General features: G+C 46.3%; 17 protein-coding genes. 2 read left to right on the top strand and 15 right to left on the bottom strand.

Annotated features, from left to right (window positions below):
* Positions 1–112 precede the first annotated feature (112 nt).
* Positions 113–3,007, top strand: coding sequence for an aminomethyl-transferring glycine dehydrogenase (gcvP, locus tag AC1XTG_RS04465; protein ID WP_484841160.1), 2,895 nt, complete (start codon positions 113–115; stop codon positions 3,005–3,007).
* A gap of 72 nt (positions 3,008–3,079) precedes the next feature.
* Here gcvP and AC1XTG_RS04470 read toward each other — a convergent pair whose 3' ends face one another.
* From AC1XTG_RS04470 to AC1XTG_RS04540, 15 genes are all read right to left on the bottom strand, one after another.
* Entirely contained in the window at positions 3,080–3,598 is a 519-nt protein-coding gene (locus tag AC1XTG_RS04470; RefSeq protein ID WP_056279547.1) for an NADH-quinone oxidoreductase subunit J family protein, read from the bottom strand.
* A 33-nt stretch (positions 3,599–3,631) separates the two neighbouring features.
* Complete coding sequence (locus AC1XTG_RS04475) at positions 3,632–4,225, bottom strand: NuoI/complex I 23 kDa subunit family protein (protein WP_484841161.1); 594 nt, start codon at positions 4,223–4,225, stop codon at positions 3,632–3,634.
* A gap of 18 nt (positions 4,226–4,243) precedes the next feature.
* A complete protein-coding gene (nuoH, locus tag AC1XTG_RS04480; RefSeq protein WP_056279552.1) occupies positions 4,244–5,323 on the bottom strand; it encodes an NADH-quinone oxidoreductase subunit NuoH in 1,080 nt (359 codons plus the stop codon).
* Positions 5,324–5,350: 27 nt separating this feature from the next.
* Positions 5,351–6,466: an NADH-quinone oxidoreductase subunit G gene (locus AC1XTG_RS04485; protein ID WP_056279553.1), complete on the bottom strand. Its 1,116-nt coding sequence runs from the start codon at positions 6,464–6,466 to the stop codon at positions 5,351–5,353.
* A 32-nt stretch (positions 6,467–6,498) separates the two neighbouring features.
* Positions 6,499–7,839 carry an NADH-quinone oxidoreductase subunit NuoF gene (gene nuoF / locus AC1XTG_RS04490; RefSeq protein ID WP_439558743.1) on the bottom strand — a complete coding sequence of 447 codons (1,341 nt, stop codon included), beginning with the start codon at positions 7,837–7,839 and terminating at the stop codon, positions 6,499–6,501.
* A gap of 27 nt (positions 7,840–7,866) precedes the next feature.
* Complete coding sequence (locus AC1XTG_RS04495; protein ID WP_031528927.1) at positions 7,867–8,364, bottom strand: NADH-quinone oxidoreductase subunit NuoE family protein; 498 nt, start codon at positions 8,362–8,364, stop codon at positions 7,867–7,869.
* Between the two features lie 29 nt (positions 8,365–8,393).
* Positions 8,394–9,620: an NADH dehydrogenase (quinone) subunit D gene (gene nuoD, locus AC1XTG_RS04500; RefSeq protein ID WP_056279557.1), complete on the bottom strand. Its 1,227-nt coding sequence runs from the start codon at positions 9,618–9,620 to the stop codon at positions 8,394–8,396.
* A gap of 18 nt (positions 9,621–9,638) precedes the next feature.
* Positions 9,639–10,139, bottom strand: a complete 501-nt coding sequence (locus tag AC1XTG_RS04505; RefSeq protein ID WP_484841162.1) for an NADH-quinone oxidoreductase subunit C — start codon at positions 10,137–10,139, stop codon at positions 9,639–9,641.
* A gap of 5 nt (positions 10,140–10,144) precedes the next feature.
* Positions 10,145–10,687: an NADH-quinone oxidoreductase subunit B gene (locus AC1XTG_RS04510; RefSeq protein ID WP_056279561.1), complete on the bottom strand. Its 543-nt coding sequence runs from the start codon at positions 10,685–10,687 to the stop codon at positions 10,145–10,147.
* Positions 10,688–10,713: 26 nt separating this feature from the next.
* Entirely contained in the window at positions 10,714–11,088 is a 375-nt protein-coding gene (locus AC1XTG_RS04515) for an NADH-quinone oxidoreductase subunit A (RefSeq protein WP_056279563.1), read from the bottom strand.
* Between the two features lie 194 nt (positions 11,089–11,282).
* Complete coding sequence (locus AC1XTG_RS04520) at positions 11,283–13,418, bottom strand: T9SS type A sorting domain-containing protein (RefSeq protein ID WP_056279567.1); 2,136 nt, start codon at positions 13,416–13,418, stop codon at positions 11,283–11,285.
* A gap of 161 nt (positions 13,419–13,579) precedes the next feature.
* Positions 13,580–16,756 (bottom strand): T9SS type A sorting domain-containing protein, encoded by a 3,177-nt coding sequence (locus AC1XTG_RS04525; RefSeq protein WP_484841163.1) that lies wholly within the window; start codon positions 16,754–16,756, stop codon positions 13,580–13,582.
* Between the two features lie 75 nt (positions 16,757–16,831).
* A complete protein-coding gene (obgE, locus tag AC1XTG_RS04530) occupies positions 16,832–17,839 on the bottom strand; it encodes a GTPase ObgE (RefSeq protein WP_484841164.1) in 1,008 nt (335 codons plus the stop codon).
* A 27-nt stretch (positions 17,840–17,866) separates the two neighbouring features.
* On the bottom strand, positions 17,867–18,442 hold the full coding sequence (locus AC1XTG_RS04535; protein WP_484841165.1) for an adenylate kinase: 576 nt from the start codon (positions 18,440–18,442) through the stop codon (positions 17,867–17,869).
* Between the two features lie 150 nt (positions 18,443–18,592).
* Positions 18,593–19,393, bottom strand: a complete 801-nt coding sequence (locus tag AC1XTG_RS04540; RefSeq protein ID WP_484841166.1) for a T9SS type A sorting domain-containing protein — start codon at positions 19,391–19,393, stop codon at positions 18,593–18,595.
* Between the two features lie 171 nt (positions 19,394–19,564).
* Here AC1XTG_RS04540 and AC1XTG_RS04545 point away from each other — a divergent pair, with 171 nt between their 5' ends.
* Positions 19,565–21,382, top strand: a complete 1,818-nt coding sequence (locus AC1XTG_RS04545; protein ID WP_484841167.1) for a sensor histidine kinase — start codon at positions 19,565–19,567, stop codon at positions 21,380–21,382.
* Positions 21,383–21,407: the final 25 nt, after the last annotated feature.

Here is a 21,407-nt window from a genome sequence, read left to right on the forward strand (position 1 = left end):
TTGTACATAATCAAGAGTAAGCATTGAGATCATTCTCCAAAAGTTTGGTCGGATTTGCTTACTTTTGTGTTTTAAAACTAGTAATCACGAACGTTTTTTGGTCCAAAACTGAATGAAAATTAACCTTCGAAATCAAGATAAATTTGAAAACCGGCATCACGGGAAAGATGTGCAGGAATTGCAGGAGATGCTGAGTACGATAGGCGCCGCGTCATTGGACGAACTGATAGATCAAACACTTCCCTCAGCGATACGTTTACAAAAGCCGCTTAATCTTCCTAAACCAAAATCGGAACAGGAGTTTCTGGAAGGGATCAGAAGAACGGCAAGCAAGAATGCGGTCCTGAAATCTTATATCGGCACAGGCTACTACGATACAATTACGCCCAAAGTAATTTTGCGTAACATTCTTGAAAATCCAGCCTGGTACACTGCTTATACACCTTATCAGGCTGAAATCGCGCAAGGTCGGCTTGAAATGCTGCTGAATTTTCAGACAGTAATAACTGATCTGACCGGAATGGAGATTGCGAATGCATCATTACTCGATGAAGCAACAGCAGCGGCGGAAGCGATGACAATGCTGCACAGCCTGCGCGCAGGCGGCCGGAAAAAGGCAAATACGTTCTTTGTTTCAGAACTTTGTCACCCGCAAACCATTGACCTGATTTATACCAGGGCAAGGCCAATCGGCATTGAAGTGGTTGTGGGAAATCACGCTACTGTTGATTTGACAGACGAGAACATATATGCCGTTCTGGTACAATATCCAGCCACAAATGGGGATGTAATTGACTATACTGATTTTATCGCCGCAGCGCATGAGCTCAACATTTCAGTAGCAGTTGCTGCCGACTTGCTGTCGCTTGCATTGTTAAAATCGCCCGGAGAAATGGGAGCGGATGTGGTGGTAGGTTCATCACAACGGTTTGGTGTTCCAATGGGCTATGGCGGTCCGCACGCGGCGTTTTTTGCTACGAAAGAATCATTCAAGAGAAATATTCCGGGCCGTATCATCGGAGTTTCGGTAGACGGAGAAGGTAACCGCGCGTTAAGAATGGCGCTGCAAACACGTGAGCAGCACATTCGCCGTGAAAAAGCGACTTCTAACATTTGTACTGCCCAGGTTCTTTTGGCGGTAATTGCCGGAGCTTATTCCGTATATCATGGACCAGAAGGTATCAGGTCAATTGCGGCCCGTATTCACGGACTGGCAAAGCTTTTTGTTGATACCATCAAGAAATTCAATTACGAAGTAGTAACAGAAGAGTTTTTCGATACGGTTACCATCAAAACGCCTTTAACGAGGAAAGTACGTGAGCAGGCTTTGAAATGGGGGATTAACCTCCGTTATAATAAAGACGAAAGTATCACGATTGCATTCGACGAAGCAAAGTCTTTTGATGATGTGATCGCATTGCTGAATGTATTCGCAGAAGTTTCGGGCTTTCAAGGTGAAATGGTAATAGATGAAGAATTCGAATTTGCCTTTCCTGAAAATCTTGCACGTGTTTCTGAATACCTGACGCACCCTGTTTTCAACACGCACCATACCGAGCATGAAATGCTGCGCTACCTGAAATCATTGGAAAACAAAGACCTTTCTTTGGTGCATTCGATGATTTCGCTGGGCAGCTGTACTATGAAGCTGAATGCAACATCAGAGATGATTCCGCTTACATGGCCTGAATTCGGACAAATACATCCATTAGCACCCACCAATCAGGTAGGCGGCTACGCACAGCTGGTGAGCGAGCTCAATACCTGGCTATGTGAGATTACGGGCTTTGCAGCAATGTCTTTCCAGCCAAATTCAGGTGCACAGGGAGAATATGCAGGCTTAATGGCGATTCGTGCTTACCACGCCAGCCGCGGCGATCATCACCGTAATGTGGCTTTGATACCTTCTTCGGCGCACGGGACAAATCCAGCTTCTGCTGTAATGGCCGGGATGAAAGTGGTTGTTACCAAATGTGATGAAAGAGGAAATATCGATGTAGCTGACCTGCGTGCGAAAGCTGAGCAGTATAGCAATGATTTATCCTGTCTGATGGTCACTTATCCTTCTACGCACGGTGTGTATGAGGAAAGTATTATTGAGATCTGCGAAATGATCCATTCATTTGGCGGACAGGTTTATATGGACGGTGCTAATATGAATGCACAGGTGGGTTTGACAAGTCCGGCCAGCATCGGTGCCGATGTTTGCCATTTGAATTTGCACAAAACATTTTGCATTCCTCACGGGGGTGGCGGACCTGGTGTAGGCCCGATTGGCGTTGCAGAGCATTTGATGCCGTTTTTGCCAGGCCATGTCAACTTCAATGTACAGGGTGAGCATCTTCCCGAGGGAGAGGCAGGAGCTGTATCTGCGGCACCTTATGGAAGTGCAAGCATTCTTACCATTTCTTATGCATACATCGCGATGATGGGCGGAGAAGGATTGACTAATGCGACAAAATATGCGATTTTGAATGCCAACTACATTAAAGAACGTTTGAGCGGGCATTACGAAGTACTTTATACAGGTACAAACGGCCGCTGTGCGCATGAAATGATATTGGATTGCCGCTCGTTTAAAGCAGCCGGTGTAGAGGCCGAGGATCTGGCAAAACGCTTGATGGACTACGGTTTTCACGCACCAACATTGTCTTTCCCTGTAGCCGGAACGCTGATGATAGAACCAACTGAATCAGAATCGAAAGCAGAGCTCGATCGTTTCTGTGATGCGATGATCGCGATCCGGAAAGAGATACAGGAGATAGAGGAGGGCAGCGCAGATCGTACAGACAATGTTTTGAAGAATGCACCACATACTTCAAGAGTACTGCTCAGCGAAGAATGGAACCGTTCTTACAGCAGAGAGAAGGCTGCATTCCCGCTCCCATACCTTCGTTTTAACAAATTCTGGCCAAGTGTGAGCCGCGTTGACAGTGCTTACGGTGATCGTAACCTGATCTGCTCATGTATCCCTGTGGAGGCTTATACAGATGCAGAAGTTAACTAATTATAAGAACATAAAAGCATAAAGGGGAGACGCTCAGTGCGTCTCCCCTTTATGCTTAAGTCTATATCAGGATCAGAAATGTCTCTCTCCAATCTCGCGTTTTCCTAGCATTACCGCTCCAACCATAGCAACCAGCAGCAGAATAGAAGCCAGCTCGAATGGAAGAAGGTAATCACGGAACAACATATGTCCGAGGTTTTCAATCATTCCCACCTGAGAATCGAAATTTTCAGGATTAAAAGCAGGTATAGCCGTTTTGCGGTACGCCCCGAACAAGATTACAAAAACGGTCCCGCCAACGATTGTGGCAGCTACTTTGGTCAGGTTTGTCTTCGATTCCTCATGGTCCTGTTTCATATTAAGGAACATGATCACAAACAGGAAGAGTACCATGATCGCGCCCGCGTAAACAATGATGTTCACCGCGGCCAGAAATTGCGCATTCAATAGAATGTAGTGACCTGAGAGTGTAAAAAATGTGAGGATCAGGTAAAGAACGCTGTGGATCGGGTTACGTGACACTACCACCATTACCGCGCTCAGAATGGTCAGAAACGACAGGAAATAGAAAAAAGAAACAGATGGATTCATAATATGTAACTGCTGAACAGCCTGGATAATGGATCAGGGTATAGCTCGTGGAACAACGTTTGTAACTTCGCCTGTGGCTCTCTTCGCGTCAATTGCGCGGGCTTCTTCTTTGGTCCAGGCTTCTCTGGTATACCGGTTAGTCATATCCTCAACCAAAAGATCTTTACCCCAGATTACCTGATCTCTTTCAGTAAATACGGGTACAAACTCGTCGTGACGCAAATAAACAGCCTGTTTCGGGCAAGCCTCTTCACAAAGACCGCAGAAAATGCAGCGAAGCATATTCACTTCGTACACAGCTGCGTACTTTTCTTCACGATACAGGTTTTCTTCGCCTTTTTCTCTCTCAGCAGCAACCATTTGAATGGCCTCTGCCGGACAAGCTACCGCGCACAAGCCGCACGCAGTGCAGCGCTCACGACCGTCTTCGTCTCTCTTTAAAATATGTCTGCCCCTGAATACAGGCCCGAGGTATCTCTTTACTTCAGGGTATTCAATCGTAACTTTCTTAGCAAAAAAGTGCTTAATGGTAATACCCAAACCCGTCACAATGGCCGGAATATAGGCACGTTCCATCAATGTCATTTCTTTATTGCTAACCTGCTTGGAGCGATTTGTCAACTGCATAGCAACGTAATTTTTATATTAATTCAACCAGGCGGTAATTACCGGCTTTAAAAAGAGCACAGCCGCGCCTGTGATAATGATGTTGAAAATAGCCAGCGGAATCAGCTTTTTCCATCCCAGGTTCATCAATTGATCATAACGGAAACGAGGGATTGTCCAGCGTACCCACATATAGAAGAATATGAAGAACAATGCTTTTCCGAAGAATACTGCAGTACCGATCAATGTGGCAATGTTATGCCCGGTTTCCGAACCTAATGCGCTGGTAAGCTGGCTGTAAACCCAGTCCATTCCGGGATAATTGTACCCACCAAAATACAGTACGGAGATAATTGCTGAGGAAACAAACATGTTGATATACTCGGCAAACAGGTAGAAACCCAGCTTCATACTTCCGTATTCGGTATGATATCCTCCTACCAGCTCAGTTTCGCATTCAGGTAAGTCAAATGGAACGCGGTTACATTCCGCGAATGAACAGGTAATAAAAATCAAAAATCCGAGTGGCTGATAAAAGATATTCCAGTTCATTCCATGCTGCTGCGCCACGATTTCTCCAAGTGACAGCGAGCTGCTCATCATCAGAATGGCGATCAGCGAAAGGCCCATTGCTACTTCATAGCTGATGTTCTGAGAAGCCGCACGTATAGCGCCCAGTAGTGAAAATTTATTATTGGAAGCCCAGCCTCCAACCATTATCCCGTACACTCCCAATGCAACTACACCGAAAACATAGAGAATACCAATGTTGGATTCAACACCTTGCAGCACCACTTCGTGCCCGTTGATGCGGAAAGTACTTCCAAAAGGAATTACGGCGCTCGCCAGCAATGCAGTGAGCATAGCCAAACTTGGACCTGCGATAAACAGCCATTTGTTGGCCAAAGCAGGAATAAAATCTTCTTTAAAAAACATCTTACCCGCATCGGCAAGCGGCTGTAACAAGCCTCCCCAGCCGGCGCGGTTAGGTCCCATCCTGTCCTGGATAAAGCCTGCAACCTTACGTTCAGCCCAGGTCGAGTACATCGCGATCACCAGGGTAAGTACGAAAACAACGAAAATCGTTGCTGTCTTAACTAGAAATTCAGTTAAATCCATTTATTATCAGCAATTATAATCAGCTTGTTAGTTGTTCTTTGCCAGCAACGAACGATGGTTCGCCTTCTCGTTATTCTCAATACTTTGTTGACGGATCGTTTCTTCGTCAGTCACATAAGCACGGTCGTCATCAACTGGTTTGTATTGTGAAGCCGCTAGTTTCAATGCAAAATCAGGTTTTTTAACTAGGTCAGCGCGGTATTTATTAGCTGAAATCACTGAGCTGCGTTTCACTTTTGTTGGTCCTTCCAATACCCAGTCGCTTGTTTGTTTTTTATCAAAACGGCAGGTATTGCAAATGAAATCGTTGACTTCTCCCCATGTATTCTTGCGGGCAGTTACGCGGAGCACTTCATCGCCACGATACCAGAGTGTCACTTTTCCACAGCATTTATCACAGTCACGATGCGCATCTTCCGGTTTAGTAAACCATACCCTTTGTTTAAAGCGAAAAGTTTTGTCGGTCAATGCACCTACAGGACAAACGTCAATAACATTTCCTGAGAAATCGTTGTCAATCGCTTTCTCAATGTAGGTACTGATTTCGGAAGCATCTCCGCGGTTCATCACGCCGTGAACACGTTTGTTCGTGATCTGGTCGGCTGTGTAAACACAGCGATAGCACAGAATGCAGCGTGTCATGTGCAGCTGCACATAAGGACCGATATCTATTTTGTCAAAAGTCCGTCTTTCTTCCTCATACCTCGTTTTTACAGAACCGTGCTCAAATGCGAAATCCTGCAAATGACATTCTCCGGCCTGGTCACAGATAGGGCAGTCGAGCGGGTGGTTAATCAAAAGAAACTCTACGATGCTCTTGCGCGTATCCAGTACACCCTGATTAGTTGTATTTTCAACCACCATTCCTTCCTGTACCTGTGTAATGCACGATGGTACCAGTTTAGGCATCGGACGAGGATCTTTGGCAGATCCCTGTGCAACCTTCACCAGACAAGCGCGGCATTTTCCACCCGAAGCATTAAGCGGTTTATAATAGCACATTGCCGGCGGAACCAGTGAAGCCTGACTTTCATCAGCCTCCGCGATTTTTCGTGCCGCCTGCATGATAGTAGTACCTGGCTCTACTTCGACCTCAATTCCGTCGAAAGTAATCTTTATCAATTGGGGTTTTATTTCTTCCATGCGAAACAATGTTCAAAAATCTCAATCAGCGGTTACGCCAGTTCCATTTCACCGCGGTAAACGGCGCCGGGCTGAGTAGCTTCATGCGGGTTTGTTATATGCCAGACAAATTCGTCGCGGAAGTGACGTATCGCACTAGCCACCGGCCATGCTGCTGCGTCTCCGAGCGGACAAATTGTATTTCCTTCAATTTTTTTAGATATATCCACCAGCAGATCAACGTCGTGCATACTGCCATGGCCGTGTTCAATGCGATGTAAAACTTTCTCCATCCAACCGGTACCTTCACGGCACGGGCTGCATTGGCCACAAGATTCGTGGTGGTAAAAACGGGAGAAGTTCCAGGTATTTCTGACAATGCAGGCTGTTTCGTCGAAAACGATAAATCCACCTGAACCGAGCATGGTACCTGTTGCAAAACCGCCGTCGGAAAGAGATTCATAGCTCATCAGCCTGTCCTCTCCATTCGCTGTTTTCATGATCAAATGGGCAGGCAGAATGGGAACAGAAGAACCACCAGCTACCAATGCTTTCAAATGATGACCTTTCCTGATACCGCCGCAGTATTCGTCGGAATTAAGGAATTCCTCAACACTCACACCCAGCTCGATTTCATAAACACCCGGCTTTTGAATGTGCCCGGAAGCAGAAATCAGCTTTGTACCGGTACTGCGACCTACACCAATTGCTGCATACGCGTCACCGCCATTGTTGATAATCCATGGCATGTTAGAGATTGACTCTACGTTATTAACAACAGTCGGGCTTTGGTATAAACCTTTTACAGCAGGGAATGGAGGTTTGTTACGTGGATTTCCGCGCTTGCCTTCCAGAGATTCCAGCAATGCAGTTTCTTCACCACAGATATATGCGCCTCCGCCTGGTTGAACAACCAGTTCCAGGTCATAGCCTGAACCCAGAATGTTTTTGCCAAGAAAACCCTGCGCCTTGGCTTCTTCAATTGCTTTTTCAAGAATGCGGATCACGTACATCAATTCACCACGTACGTAGATAAATGACTTGTTCGCACCAAGGGCAAAGCTTGATATGATCATTCCCTCGATCAATAAGTGAGGAATCGATTTCATCAGGTGGTGATCCTTGAATGTGCCTGGCTCTGATTCATCTGCATTGCAGACCAGATAGCGGGGTACTCCTTCCGGTTTTGCCAGAAAGCCCCACTTCATACCCATCGGAAATCCTGCTCCACCTCTTCCTCTTACACCGGATTTCTTCGCCTCTTCCACAACCTCCTCGGGCGTCATGGTCTTAATAGCCTTTTCAACGGCAGTATATCCACCTTGTTTCCGATATACATCGAAGGTTTCTATACCAGGTACATTGATGTGCTCCGTTAATATTTTCTTAGCCATTTCAGGATACTATTTTAAGCCGAAAGCCTATTTGCTTAAATCTTCAATAATTTGATCAACCTTCTCATTCGTAAGGTTCATATAAAATTGCTCGCGGATCTGGAAAACAGGCCCCCAGCCACAAGCGGCAAGGCATTCAACTTCCTTTAAAGTAAAAAGTCCGTCAGCAGTTGTTTGTCCGGCTTCTACACCAAGTTTTTGTTTCAAATACCCGTAAACATCTTCCCCTCCCATTAGGCAGCAAGGTCCTGTCCGACAGTATTCAATTACGTGCTTTCCGACAGGATCGAGGTGGTACATCGTGTAAAACGTCGCCACCTCATATACTTCGACAGGTTCAATGCTCAAAATACCGGCAACGTAATCCATTACCTCGCTGCTCAGCCAGCCCCACTGCTCCTGTGCCACGTGCAAAACAGGCAAAAGGGCCGACTTCTGGCGGCCTTCCGGATAACGTGCAATGATTTCTTTTACTTTTTCAAGCCGCTCTGGGGTAAAGGCTACGAAATTGGGTGTTTCGGTCATTTCTTAAATGTAATCTGTTTTAGAAAAACTCAGGCGTCCAGTTCGCCGGCTATCACATTGAGGCTACTCATGGTTAAAATGGCGTCGGAAAGTGTACTTCCCTTGCACATTTCAGGATAAGCCTGGTAGTAGATAAAGCTTGGTCTGCGGAAGTGTAAACGATAGGGAGCTCTTCCACCATCGCTGATCAGGTAAAAACCTAATTCTCCATTTCCACCTTCCACAGCATGGTAAACCTCACCAGCCGGTGCATCGATTTCACCCATCACAATTTTGAAGTGATAGATCAATGCCTCCATATTTCTGTACACTTCGTTTTTAGGAGGAAGATAGTATTCAGGGGCATCCGCGTAGTATGGACCTTCCGGCAAGTTGTTAATCGCTTGTTCTACAATTTTCAAACTCTGCCACATTTCTTCATTCCGGACCATATAACGGTCAAAAGTATCTCCGGACTGGCCGATAGGTACTTCGAAGTCAAAATCCTGGTAAGAAGAGTAGGGGTTCATTACACGCACATCATAGTCTACACCCGCAGCACGGAGGTTAGGACCAGTAAAGCCGTATGACAAAGCTCTTTCCGCTGAAATAGGACCGACGTTAATGGTTCGGTCCATGAATATCCGGTTACGGTTCAGCAGCTTTTCGAGCTCGCGCAACACAGCCGGGAATGATTTGATGAACTCGTGAATTTTACGGATAGCTGTATTGGAAAGGTCTCTTTCCATACCGCCCAGTCGGCCCATATTTGTGGTTAGACGGGCTCCGCATACTTCTTCGTAAATCTCGTAAACTTCCTCGCGCTTCTGCATTACATACAGGAAGCCGGTAAAAGCACCTGTATCAACACCAAGAATACTGTTGCAAATGATGTGGTCCGTGATCCTGGCCAGCTCCATCATGATCACGCGGATGTATTGTGCCCGCTTAGGCACTTCGACGCCCAACAACTTTTCGACCGTCATGTGCCACCCCAGGTTATTGATTGGGGAAGAGCAATAGTTCATGCGGTCAGTAAGCGTGGTGATCTGGTAAAATGGCCTCCGTTCGGCTATTTTCTCGAATGCACGGTGTATATATCCGATCGTCTGCTCGCCCGAAACGATTTTTTCTCCATCCATTTTCAGGATATTCTGGAAAATACCGTGTGTCGCCGGGTGAGTAGGGCCGAGGTTAAGGGTGGTTAATTCTTCAACCAGTTCAGGCAGCTCGGTTTGAGAAGGGACGTTATGGGGTAATAATTCAATATCTGCCATATTTTACTCAGTATAAGGTCAACGGCCGAAAAGGGCATCAGTTTTGTCTTCACGCGTGGCATCTTCCATCGGGAACTCTTTCCGCATTGGAAAATAGTCCATTTCTTCAATATTCAGGATCCTGATCAGGTTAGGATGCCCGTCGAACAGAATACCGAAAAAGTCATAAGTCTCACGCTCCATCCAGTTGGCGCACGCAAAAAGTCCGGTCGCCGAAGGAATGTGCAGATCTGATTCAGCTAATGAAACTTTAATCCTGATACGGAAATTATGCACAAAGCTGTGCATGTGGTAGACTACCTGGAATTCCTTGTTCTTATTTTCAGGATAATGTATCCCTGTAAGATCGGTCAGGAATATAACCTGGTAGTTTTTATGGTCCCGGAGAAACTCCAATATCGGCAAAATCTCTTCGCGGGTCGTAGAAAGTGTCAGAAGCCCGTATGGTTCTTCAAAATCAAAAACCTGGTCACCAAATTTTTCCAAAAGCGCCTCAGCAACTTCCTGGTTAGTCAGCATATGGGTTATTGAATGTTATAAGATGCTAATAATTCCTGGTATTCGTCGGTATTGCGGCGGCGCAGCTTCTCATTCTGTGCCAGGTACTGGATCTGCATTAACCCGTCAATAATCTGCTCTGGCCGCGGCGGACAGCCCGGCACATACACATCGACAGGGATAATCCGGTCAATTCCCTGCAATACGCTGTAAGTATCAAAAATACCCCCGCTGGAAGCGCAGGCGCCAACTGCCATTACCCAGCGCGGCTCTGCCATCTGCAGGTATACCTGCTTCACTACAGGCGCCATTTTCTTGGCGATTGTTCCCATTACCATCAGCAAGTCAGCCTGACGGGGTGAAAAGCTCGGTCTTTCCGAACCGAACCGGGAAATATCATAATGCGCACCCATTGTTGCCATGAACTCAATGCCGCAGCAAGAGGTAGCAAACGGCAAAGGCCACAGCGAATAGCTGCGGGCCAAACCAATAGCTTCATCAAATGATGTTGCAAAAAAACCGGAACCACTATGCCCCTGCGGAGCCTCCACAATCGTTACTTCTTTCATAATTTCCTGTATATCAAAGGTTCAGGCTACTCTTCCCAGTTCAGTACTCCCTTACGGATCACGTAATAGAAACCGGACAGTAGTAAGGCCATAAACAATAACATTTCAATGAAACCAAACATTCCAAGTCCCTTAAAATTAACGGCCCATGGATACATAAAAATTACTTCCACATCAAACAAAACGAAAAGAATTGCTACCAGGAAGTACTTTACTGAGATAGGAGTACGGGCATCACCTACCGACTCGATACCGCATTCAAATGGATCATCTTTCAGCTTGCTTTTACGGCTCGGACCAATCATGTGAGTTACGATCATCGTTCCACCGATGAAAGCCGCCGCCAGGAAAAACTGGACCAAAATGGGAAGATAATCCGATGGGAGATAAGTGTTTTTCATTGCACGAGTGCTATACCAAAATCTTTAAAAATCCTGAAAAAAACGAGGCAGGGTTGTATCCTGTCGTTTATCTCAAAATTAGCCTTTGCAAGTTTATCAATCAAATTCTTGAGTTTTTCTTTTTTCTAATTAGGATCATACTAAATAAGCCCCGTGTTGGCGGGGCTTATTTAATCAATATCGGCAAGAGATACTTATCTGATTACAATCTGCTTGGTTAAGCTTTGTCCCTGACCCGTAACGCGGAGGATATACTTGCCGGTTGGCAGATACCCAAGATTAACCTGCATCCGGCTATCCAGCAATTTCGGGCTGGTTGTTTTGATCACGCGGCCATGAAGGTCGAATATAGTGACAACTGCCTCGGCAATGTTGTCACGGGATTCGATGTAGATGTAGTTACCCTCGCTTGGGTTCGGGTAAATTACCACATCGTTTTGTTCGTTTGTTTTAAATTCCTGCGAAGCAGTATCTGAATAGCAGGTAATCCGGTTGTTGTCATTGATCGAGAACACGACCTGTGCTCTTGTTGAATAAACACCTGTTTTAACGATCTTAATAATATCTGCAATTGTGTCGGTTTCCGTCTCAGGCCTTCTCCATGCAAATTGCTCGTTCAACCCTGTTTCGCTGATGCTGGCAGTAATGCTGAATGGACCGGAAGCTGAGATAACCGGTTTCGAAATCTTTGGTCTGATAATAAGCGAAGAATTGGCTGAATTTTCAGAAACACATCCGAATATGTTTGCGCCGCGAACAAAGTATTCACCGCCCTCGGCAATTTTGGCCGTCGGGCCGGTTGCCAGCGGCGTTGTTGAACCTTGCTTGAACCAGCTGTATATATCACTGCCTTCTGCTACCGAGAATTGGAAAGATGAATCGGCACAAGCTTGTTGTTGTCCCTGTTGTAAAATACTAGGGCGGGAAGGTCTGGCTTCATGGTCCAGAACTACAACAGAGGAAAGAAGCGAGTTGCCTGCCGCATCTTTAACAGTAGCCCGGTATGTGCCGGCTGCTGAAACAGTAATGCTGCTGCTCTTTTCTCCGGTGCTCCATTCGTAAGACTGGAAGCCCGTAGGAAGCGATATTCTTACTGCATTGTTTTCGGTAACGCAGGCGGCTTCAACCGTTGGGACCGGAGCAGGCGCACTTGGTGTTACAGTAGCGAAAAAGTTTCCGTCAAGAGTCTCGTTCCAGGCATTTGCAAGAATAGTCAATGCTTCTACACCAACGAAGTGGATACCATCTGGTCTGTTAGGAACAAGCGGATCGGTTTCGGGACCAGGATAAGTCGGGTTGAAATCGGTTGCGAGTACTGCATTTTGTGCAGCGATAATCTGTGGATATACCTTCGAAGGCACTCTGCTGTCCAGTGAAGCACGGCTGGTTCTGGCAATTACCCAGGTAATGCGCTTGTTTGTATCGCTGCTCAGCTGATTGATGATCATCTGCAGGTTAGCCTGATAGAATGACGCCGTAGTTCCGAAAGCGCCGTCTGTTTCACCCTGCATCCAGAGAATGGCTCGTACGCCATATTGATTGGCATAGTTACGGGCAGCAACACGAAGGTTGGCATATGGCATTTGCGGAGCGTAATGATAACCATAATAGCTGTCTGTTGGCAATCCCTGAGAACTGCGCGCCCAGTTTTCCACAGCCGTACCTTCCCAGGCTGTATTGATGAACATAACCGGCATATTCAGCTTTTGCACAAGCAAGTCGCCCAGAATTCCCCAGCACCACGGCGTTTGTCCGCGCGGAGACATGGTTTTAAGACCTGTTGTCAGTTTTGAAAAAACAGGCGGAACCGGATCGGTAAGCAAGTCTTTGTACATTCCCAATTCATCGTTCTCGTAATTGGAAACATAGATCACACGGTCGTCATTGGCTCCGGGGCCCGGATATTCTCTCAATCCTTGTGCATTAGACTGGCCTGCAATAATAAAAACCTCTCCGACGCCGAATCGGGAAACAACGTCCCTGCCGACGATTTTACCATCTGAAGAACCTCTTACTTCCAATGTGTACCAACCCTGAAAAAGGGTTATAGTACCTGAAAAAGTACCTCCCTTGGAAGCTACTTCAAGATCTTTCCAAGGTGCGTCAACTCCTTGTCCCTGAACAACAGGCACAGCGCGTACCTCTATTTTGTCCATTGGAACGGTAAACGTACCGGTAACTGAAACTTGACGCTGGCCAGTAATATCTCTCTGATAAACTGACTGGAGTGAGGGGGAAGTGATTCTGATCTGAGAAAATGCTGCCGACGTAATGATACAGATCAACAGCAGTGCCTTTGCCACTACCTGAAGGATAATTCTATAATGCATTGGGAATTCTTATACGGGTAAAGTTTCTATCTCCGGACAACCTGGGTTTATTGGATTATTCTAACGTATTCAAACGCAAAACGGTCACAAATGTAAATGATTATTTTGGCTAAAATATAACCACTTGCTTTTTTTGATCAGCCGCTTATCTTAAACGTGATTTACTGCACTATTATCAGTTTTTGAGTTGCGTTAAAACTGGAAGAAACTATACGGACGATATAAATACCACTGGAAAGTCCCGATAAATTGAAGAAGTGCTGGCGATCGAACTTCGCTACCCTGAAATTCTTGTGGATTACACCTCTGCTGTCGATAATCTGTACTTCTGCATTAACGACGTTTGTAAGTGTCTCAACAGTAAGCCTGCCTGTCGCATTTGGATTTGGAAATGCCACAAAACCAGGATTTTTGGTATCAACATAGAATGTAAACGGAGCCGAGAAGTCGGAAAAGCAGGTGAGCGTGGGGCTGTAAACAATTGTATTGTTAACCACATAACTGCCTGACCGGATTGCTTTCAAAGTCGCGCTGTTTTCAGTTAACGTGATTTCGTTAAGCTTCCAAACGTGATCACCTTCATTCAGGTTATTTTCTGCAAACAATGTAAATGGCCCGATCTGCCTGATCTCCGGCGCACTTGGCGAAGGTTTTACCTCAATAGCAACAGCAGCCGAATAAGGCGAATAGCAACCTTGCTCATCCTTTACCCTAGCCGCATAGCTGCCCGACTTGAAAACCGATATCTCAGGACCTTGTTCCTCGTTGTTCCAAAAGAATAAACTCCCATTCCTTGCCTTTAATGTAATTGTATCACCATCGCAGAAAGTAGTTGCACTAAGTGCCTGTACAATCGGTGAAGGGGGTAATGCAAGCGTGTTCGTAGTGATCTGGTTACTTGGATCCGAGTAGCATTGGAATTCATTGATCGTCTGAACGGAATAGGTACCAGCTTGAGTCACCTTTAAAGTTTGTGTTGCAGCGCCATTGCTCCACAGAAATCCTGCAGCTTGTGTCGATTGCAGGTTTACACTCAGGTCCGCGCAGAAGGTAGTCGGACCGTCGGCTTTGATCATCGGAGTCGGCGGTAGCGGATTTTTTACTACCCGCACAACTGCGGATACCGGTGACACGCACCCTTTTTCATCCTTTGCAGCGATAGTGAAGTTGCCGGATTCCCGGATTTCGATGTCACGTCCATTTTCACCGTTGCTCCACAAGTATGAGAATGCCTCGCTGCTTCTTAGCGTGGTAAAATCGCGTTCACAGAAAGTAGTTGGTCGGAGTGCTGTGATCTGAGGGGTACCCGGCAGCGGATTTACTTTTACTGATACTGCATCGGAAGTAGATTCACACCCATTGGCGTCGCGTTGTTTTAATGTAAAATTCCCGGTTGTTGTAACAGAAATGGACTTCGTTGTTGCCTCGGTACTCCAGATGTTTCCGGTTTCGTAGCTGGATGTTAATGCTACGTTTCCACCTGCACAGAATTCAGTGTCGCCGCTCACAGCAATAGCAGGCTTTGCAGGCAGCGGATTTACTTTCACGTCAACTGCGTCAGAAGCAGGGGAGTAGCAGCCTACTTCGTCCAATGCGCGCACCGTATATGCACCTGATGATCTGACAACAATACTGGATTCCTGACCTCCATTAGACCAAACGTTCTTTTCTTTCGAGTCGGAAGTTAGTTTTACCTCGCCGCCGTCACAGAAGGTAATTGCGCCGGAAGCAGCAATCTTAGGTTTCGCTGGCAGTGGCGAGTTCAGGACTTTCATATTGATTTTATCCGAAGATGCTTCGCAGCCGTACACATTTGTGGTGGTCACAAAATAATCGCCCCCCGTCGTCACGTTCAGTCGGTCACCCGTTGATCCGTTGTTCCATCTTATATTTTCGGAGGTGCTCGAAACCAGAACTGCTGTGTTGCCAAGGCAAACCGGGTTACTGCCTTCAATTGAAATTGTCGGCTGGTTTGGCTGAATGCTTTCATAAACGCGGATTTCGGGAGAGTAAATGAAGTTTCCGCGACCGTCTCTCGCATACGCACGGTAACTGCCATTTCCCACCTGGATACTATTGGAATTCTGACCGTTGTTCCAGTTAAAGGAATTGAGATTGTCATTCTCAATAGTCAGTGTAATATTCCCATTCCCCGCACAGGAACTGTTAATACGCATTGGGCTCTCACCCTTATACGGTTCCGAGTTAGCAAAGAAGTTATCATTCAGCTGCTGAGTCCAGGCGTCTGCAAGTTGGGAGAGGCCTTCGTTCATGAAGTGCACACCCTCACCATCAATGCGGGGAATCTGGATCTGGTCAGTAGAAGGTCCTTCAAATACCTGGTTTACGTTGTTGATTACCCTGCGCTGGCCTTCAATTACCCTTTGATCTATTCCGTTCCTGTTGTTGTAAGATGTGAGTGAAACCACCCATGATATATTGTGCCCGGATTCATTTCTTATACTTTCAATAACCGTTTTAAGATCGTTTGCATAATTGTCTGTGGAGGTATTTATATCATTGTCAGCTTCTCCTTGCAACCATAAAATTCCTCTCAATCCTGTTATCGGGGCATACCGTTGCACAACTGAGCGCATATTGCCGTAAGGCATTCCGCTGGGCTCTATGGGGACGCCTGTATAAACAGAGTAACCAGTTCCGTTGATACTTTCCCGCCATGTTTTCACTGCAGTACCATACCAGCCTGCATTATAAAAAAGGATCGGCACATTGAGGCGGGCAGCCAGATTGTCACCCAGCTTGCCCCAGCACCAGGCCGAGAAGCCGCGGGGAGCAATTTCAGAATCGGCACCCAAATGTTCAAAATGCGGATAGGGTAAATCTTCGTAAAGCCTAGGAGCATCTGTGTTGTTGTACCTGATACAATTTACGCGGTCATCCTGAGCACCTTGTGCACCCATATTCTGATAACCCTGTGAATTTGATTGTCCTGCAATAAGGAAAACTTCTCCCACGCCAACGTGGTCAACCCGCGATGAACCGACAATCTGATCGCCCTTCCAGGCTCTTACTTCCAGATTGTACCAGCCGCCTCTCACATCATCCAGCCTGCCTGAGTAGAAGCCGCCTTTGGGATCGGACTTAATGGGTTTCCAATCCACAGGGGAGCCTTGTCCTTCGTTTCTCGGGGTGAGCTTTGCTTCAATTCTATCAACAACTTTTGTATAACTTCCTGAGATGTAAATAGTCGCCAAATTGTTTTTATCACGTTGAAAGACCAGGCGGTCTGACGGATAATCGATGCTTATTTGTCCGAAAGTATTGAATGATAAAAGGCTGATTCCTACCCAGATAATGTATGGTAGATAGTGTTTCATAGTGGCTGTATATTCTATTACGTAACTAACCGGACACACAAGATGCGTCAGTTGGTTGCTTGTTTCAAGAAATTATTATTTTACGGAAAACGGCGAATTGATCAGCTCCCATATTTTGTCTTTCAATTGTTCAATTCCTTCTTGGGTTATTGCTGAAATTAAAATTGTGGGGATGTTTTGAGGGAGTTGGTGTTTCAGACCGGCTTTTTCTTCGTCTGTCAGGACGTCAGTCTTAGAAACGGCGAGGATACGATTTTTGTCTAGGAGGGAGGGATTATAAATCTTTAGTTCTTGTAGCAAGGTCTGATATTCAGCGTTAATATCCTCGCTGTCAGCAGGTACCAGGAACAGTAGAATGGAGTTTCTTTCAATGTGGCGAAGGAAGCGTAATCCCAGACCTTTGCCCTGCGAAGCGCCTTCGATAATACCCGGAATGTCGGCCATTACAAAGGATTTATAGTCGCGGTAGGACACTACACCAAGGTTAGGGACAAGCGTAGTAAAGGGATAATCGGCAATTTCAGGTTTTGCAGCAGAAACAACCGAAAGCAATGTCGATTTTCCTGCATTAGGAAAGCCTACCAGACCTACGTCGGCAAGCACTTTAAGTTCGAGGATAATCCACGCTTCAAGGCCGGGTTCTCCGGGTTGAGCGTGCTGGGGAGTCTGGTTTGTAGCGGATTTGAAATGGTCGTTCCCCATTCCGCCGCGCCCGCCCCTGAGCAGGATTACTTCCTGTCCATCTTCGGTGATCTCAAACAGCTCTTCACCGGTCTCGCCGTTTTTGGCGATAGTCCCAAGCGGAACTTCGAGGATGATATCTTTACCAATTGCGCCTGTTCTTCTTCCCCCTTCACCACCTTTTCCGTCAAAAGCTTTAACGTGCTTGGTGTATTTCAGGTGGAGTAATGTCCAGAGCTGTGCGTTTCCTTTCAGGATTACGTGACCGCCGCGACCGCCGTCTCCGCCGTCTGGACCTCCTTTTTCAACGTGTTTTTCACGCCGGAAATGAAGAGAACCAGCTCCGCCTGCACCCGAGCGGGCATTTATTTTTACGTAGTCGATGAAGTTGGAGGAGGCCATGTGTAGTACAGTGTAAATTCAGAACGGTTACTGCAGACTTGAAATGCTGGCAGTGATCTCACTGAAAATGTGTTCGATCTCACCGATTCCGTCTATGGCTACAAACTTACCTTGTTCCTGGTAGTAATCGGCCACAGGTCTTGTTTTATTATTGTATTCCTGGATACGCTTGCTGATCAGTTCTACATTCTGATCATCCGGGCGGCCAGAGGTTTTACCTCTGTTCAGTAAGCGCGCAAGCAGCTCGTCGTCGCTTACAGACAATGCGATCATCACAGAAATGCTTTCGTTGTAAGTAGCCAGCAGCTGATCAAGTGCTTCTGCCTGCTTTACAGTCCGCGGAAATCCGTCAAAAATAAATCCCGCAGCATCTTTATGTTCTTTCAGTTTATTATCAATCATTCCTATCACCACTTCATCAGGAACCAGAATGCCCTGATCCATTAACGTCTTGGCTCTCAGCCCCAGTTCAGATCCCGCCTGTATTTCGGAACGGAGTAAATCGCCGGTTGAAAGGTGGATCAGGTTGTACTTGGCAATGATTTTTTCACTCTGGGTACCTTTGCCCGCACCGGGAGGGCCAAACAGTATAAGATTCAGCATATTGCTCTGGAAATTGATGTCGCAGTCTGTGGTGATTTTCGGCAAATTTACAATTCTTACTAAATGTCAGCCTAATTGTCCAATAAATTTTACAAATAAAAAATCCCCTCAATGTTTATTTTGAGGGGATTACAGGGGTAATCTGCACGTTCAGGGAATCACAATCCGCTTTACGGCCCCGTCTTCGTTTTGTACAACTGTGACAAACAGGGTACCCTTCGTGTTCTTTTTCAGCTCTACCTGGCCTACAAATTCACCTTCAAAATCCTTGATCTCCTTGCTGCCAACTTCTTTGCCTCTGGTGTCTGTTACCGTTACTTTTACGTCGCCTTTTACAGGTACATCAAAGCTGAGGTTGATTGTTCCATTGTCAGGATTATTGGCGTAAACCTGCAATGCACGTACGCTGGCCGGTTTGGCAGATCCTTTCTCCCATACGCTGCCCATGCTTTTGCCAAAATCTTCCATATCCCGCATAAAAACTTTTGCTTTCGGACCAATTTCTCTTTCGAAATTCCGGAAGTTATTGCGGAATTTTTCTGAGTCAAAATCGTAGGAAAAATTATTGTCCCAGTGAAATGCCAGCGGTTCCCGGTCGTCCCGGTAATCTATAATTGCTTTCCTGCGCTTTTTTGTGATTGTATTATCGGCTCCGTCGTCCATTGTAATGGAGATTGTCTGCTTTTTCTTGTTATCTACATTCAAAGAGTCGAGTACTTTTTCAACAAACCTGTCCTTCTCTTCCCGCGTCATTGCGCCAACTTCATAGTTTTTTTCAATTTTCCTGATTTTCCCATTTTCATCTTCGGTAACCTGAATGTGAATCCGTGACTTTCCTCCTTTTTCTTCCTGCTTTTGTCCATTGTCTGACTGGGCGTACAAGGTATTCGCGGTCAGGGCAGAAATTACCATCATTGAAAGGGTGAGCTTTTGCATAAAAACAGCTTTCATAGGTTGCATTTGGTTATGTGTATGAATGGATTATACCCTTATAAGGAGCAGGATCTGGCTGCTGTTAAATAATGTTAAAAGCAAATGCGGCAGAACCTGATACCTTAAATTTGTTACAGCAAGAATGTCGGTGAAGTGGAGGAAGGTGTTGCACCGGCGAAATGAAATTTTATGACAAAGCGGAAAATTCAGATAATAGTTGGTTTGATGTGCATTGCATTGATTGGCCTCATCGGCTTCCAGTGGTACTGGATCCGGGAGGCTATCGCGATCCGCAATGACCAGTTCAACCAGAAAGTCTCGGAGTCGGTGCAGGAAGTGGTACACCGGCTTGAAAAGCAGGAAATGATGTATCTCCTGCAAAGGAGGATCGAAGCAGAGCAACAAAAAAGCAAGCTCGACCGCATCGCGCAGTTGAGAAATATGCCGATGAAACGCGTGACGCCGCAAACAAGTCAGCCGAAGCCGGAGCAAACCAGGGTGGTACAGCCCAAGCTTGAAATAGCGATCGGGCCGAATGGAGAGGAAATCCATTATCAGATTATTACAGAAGCGGTACCTACCGATGTGCTGAGTCCCAATTTTCGCATTATGGTGGATCATCAGCAGCGCATCATGGAGGAGTTTTTTCAGGCCCAGCAATATGGTATGGCGGGGATCGACGAATTTATGCGCCGCCGGCTGGATGATGAAAAAAGGCTCGGGAATGCATTCAGAGGTGTATATGATCCGGAATTTTCGAAGAACGGCGTAAAGTCAAACTCAGGCCGGGATTCAGTATCTGGTTCCATTGCAAACCGGAAAGTCGCTTTGCCCAGCAGCAAATCGGGACGCAGGCCGGGTGTTACCATGAATGTAGGCGAGCCCGACCGGGCTGAGTTGCTGAAAGAGGTAATGAAGGATTTCATTTACACCAAAAGACCTATTGAACAACGCGTCAATCGCTTTTTGCTGGATACTTTGCTCAAAAAGCAACTGGTGCAGAACGGGATCAGTCTGCCTTATGAATTTGCAGTTCGCGGACAGGCGGGCGATAGCCTGATCTTTTCCACTGCCAGCCTGCGGCCGGGTGAATGGGAGCAGAAATCCTATAAAGCTTCCCTCTTTCCAAGTGAAACCCTCAATGCACAAAGCGCTTTATATGTGTTTTTCCCGGATCAGCAGCGGTATATCCTGAGCAATATGGGCGTGATGTTTGGTGGATCAGGTATTCTGATTCTGGTGATACTGGCTTGTTTTTACATGGCTGTCACCACGATCCTTCGCCAGAAAAAGCTTTCAGATATCAAAAATGATTTCATCAATAATATGACCCACGAGTTCAAAACGCCGATTTCAACCATCGCACTGGCAGCAGAAATGGCGCATGAGAATTCGGCCAGGCAACCTCAGGAAGGTAACTCCCGGCTCGACAGGTACCTGGGTATCATTCGGGAGGAGAACAAGCGTTTGGGAACGCACGTGGAGAAAGTACTGCAAATGGCGTTGCTTGATAAAGGGCACGTGAAGCTGAAAATCAGCGAAGCCAATATGCACGACCTGATCGGAAAAGCATTGAATGGACAAAGCGTACAGATCGAGCAGCAGGATGGAGATGTAGATCTTGATTTTGAAGCAACGAAGGAAATTGTGGCCGCAGACGAAGTACACATTTCCAATATCCTGAACAACCTGATCGACAATGCGATCAAGTATTCGCCCGAAAAGCTGCATATCGCTATAAGAACTTGGAATGAAAATGAAGGTATTGCCATTTCGATAGCCGACAAGGGAATAGGAATGACCCGCGAGCAGCAGCAGCGCATTTTCGACACATTCTACCGGGTACCTACCGGAAATGTACACGATGTAAAGGGTTTCGGGCTGGGATTAAGTTATGTCAAGAAAATGGTTGAGGCGCACGAAGGCACTGTTAAAGTCCAGAGCAAACCGGGCGAAGGCAGTGTATTTACGGTTTGGCTGCCACTAACCAAAGCGGCGATTTCTTAGAAATATCAGCCGCAAATCCTAACTT

It is taken from the genome of Dyadobacter sp. HNCC25DJ183 (assembly GCF_056895175.1).

What these genes read in the sequence shown, in the direction of transcription:
- gcvP (WP_484841160.1), top strand. Translation starts at nt 113, where the DNA reads ATGAAAATTAACCTTCGAAATCAAGATAAATTTGAAAACCGGCATCAC.
- AC1XTG_RS04470 (WP_056279547.1), bottom strand. Translation starts at nt 3,598, where the DNA reads ATGAATCCATCTGTTTCTTTTTTCTATTTCCTGTCGTTTCTGACCATT.
- AC1XTG_RS04475 (WP_484841161.1), bottom strand. Translation starts at nt 4,225, where the DNA reads ATGCAGTTGACAAATCGCTCCAAGCAGGTTAGCAATAAAGAAATGACA.
- nuoH (WP_056279552.1), bottom strand. Translation starts at nt 5,323, where the DNA reads ATGGATTTAACTGAATTTCTAGTTAAGACAGCAACGATTTTCGTTGTT.
- AC1XTG_RS04485 (WP_056279553.1), bottom strand. Translation starts at nt 6,466, where the DNA reads ATGGAAGAAATAAAACCCCAATTGATAAAGATTACTTTCGACGGAATT.
- nuoF (WP_439558743.1), bottom strand. Translation starts at nt 7,839, where the DNA reads ATGGCTAAGAAAATATTAACGGAGCACATCAATGTACCTGGTATAGAA.
- AC1XTG_RS04495 (WP_031528927.1), bottom strand. Translation starts at nt 8,364, where the DNA reads ATGACCGAAACACCCAATTTCGTAGCCTTTACCCCAGAGCGGCTTGAA.
- nuoD (WP_056279557.1), bottom strand. Translation starts at nt 9,620, where the DNA reads ATGGCAGATATTGAATTATTACCCCATAACGTCCCTTCTCAAACCGAG.
- AC1XTG_RS04505 (WP_484841162.1), bottom strand. Translation starts at nt 10,139, where the DNA reads ATGCTGACTAACCAGGAAGTTGCTGAGGCGCTTTTGGAAAAATTTGGT.
- AC1XTG_RS04510 (WP_056279561.1), bottom strand. Translation starts at nt 10,687, where the DNA reads ATGAAAGAAGTAACGATTGTGGAGGCTCCGCAGGGGCATAGTGGTTCC.
- AC1XTG_RS04515 (WP_056279563.1), bottom strand. Translation starts at nt 11,088, where the DNA reads ATGAAAAACACTTATCTCCCATCGGATTATCTTCCCATTTTGGTCCAG.
- AC1XTG_RS04520 (WP_056279567.1), bottom strand. Translation starts at nt 13,418, where the DNA reads ATGCATTATAGAATTATCCTTCAGGTAGTGGCAAAGGCACTGCTGTTG.
- AC1XTG_RS04525 (WP_484841163.1), bottom strand. Translation starts at nt 16,756, where the DNA reads ATGAAACACTATCTACCATACATTATCTGGGTAGGAATCAGCCTTTTA.
- obgE (WP_484841164.1), bottom strand. Translation starts at nt 17,839, where the DNA reads ATGGCCTCCTCCAACTTCATCGACTACGTAAAAATAAATGCCCGCTCG.
- AC1XTG_RS04535 (WP_484841165.1), bottom strand. Translation starts at nt 18,442, where the DNA reads ATGCTGAATCTTATACTGTTTGGCCCTCCCGGTGCGGGCAAAGGTACC.
- AC1XTG_RS04540 (WP_484841166.1), bottom strand. Translation starts at nt 19,393, where the DNA reads ATGAAAGCTGTTTTTATGCAAAAGCTCACCCTTTCAATGATGGTAATT.
- AC1XTG_RS04545 (WP_484841167.1), top strand. Translation starts at nt 19,565, where the DNA reads ATGACAAAGCGGAAAATTCAGATAATAGTTGGTTTGATGTGCATTGCA.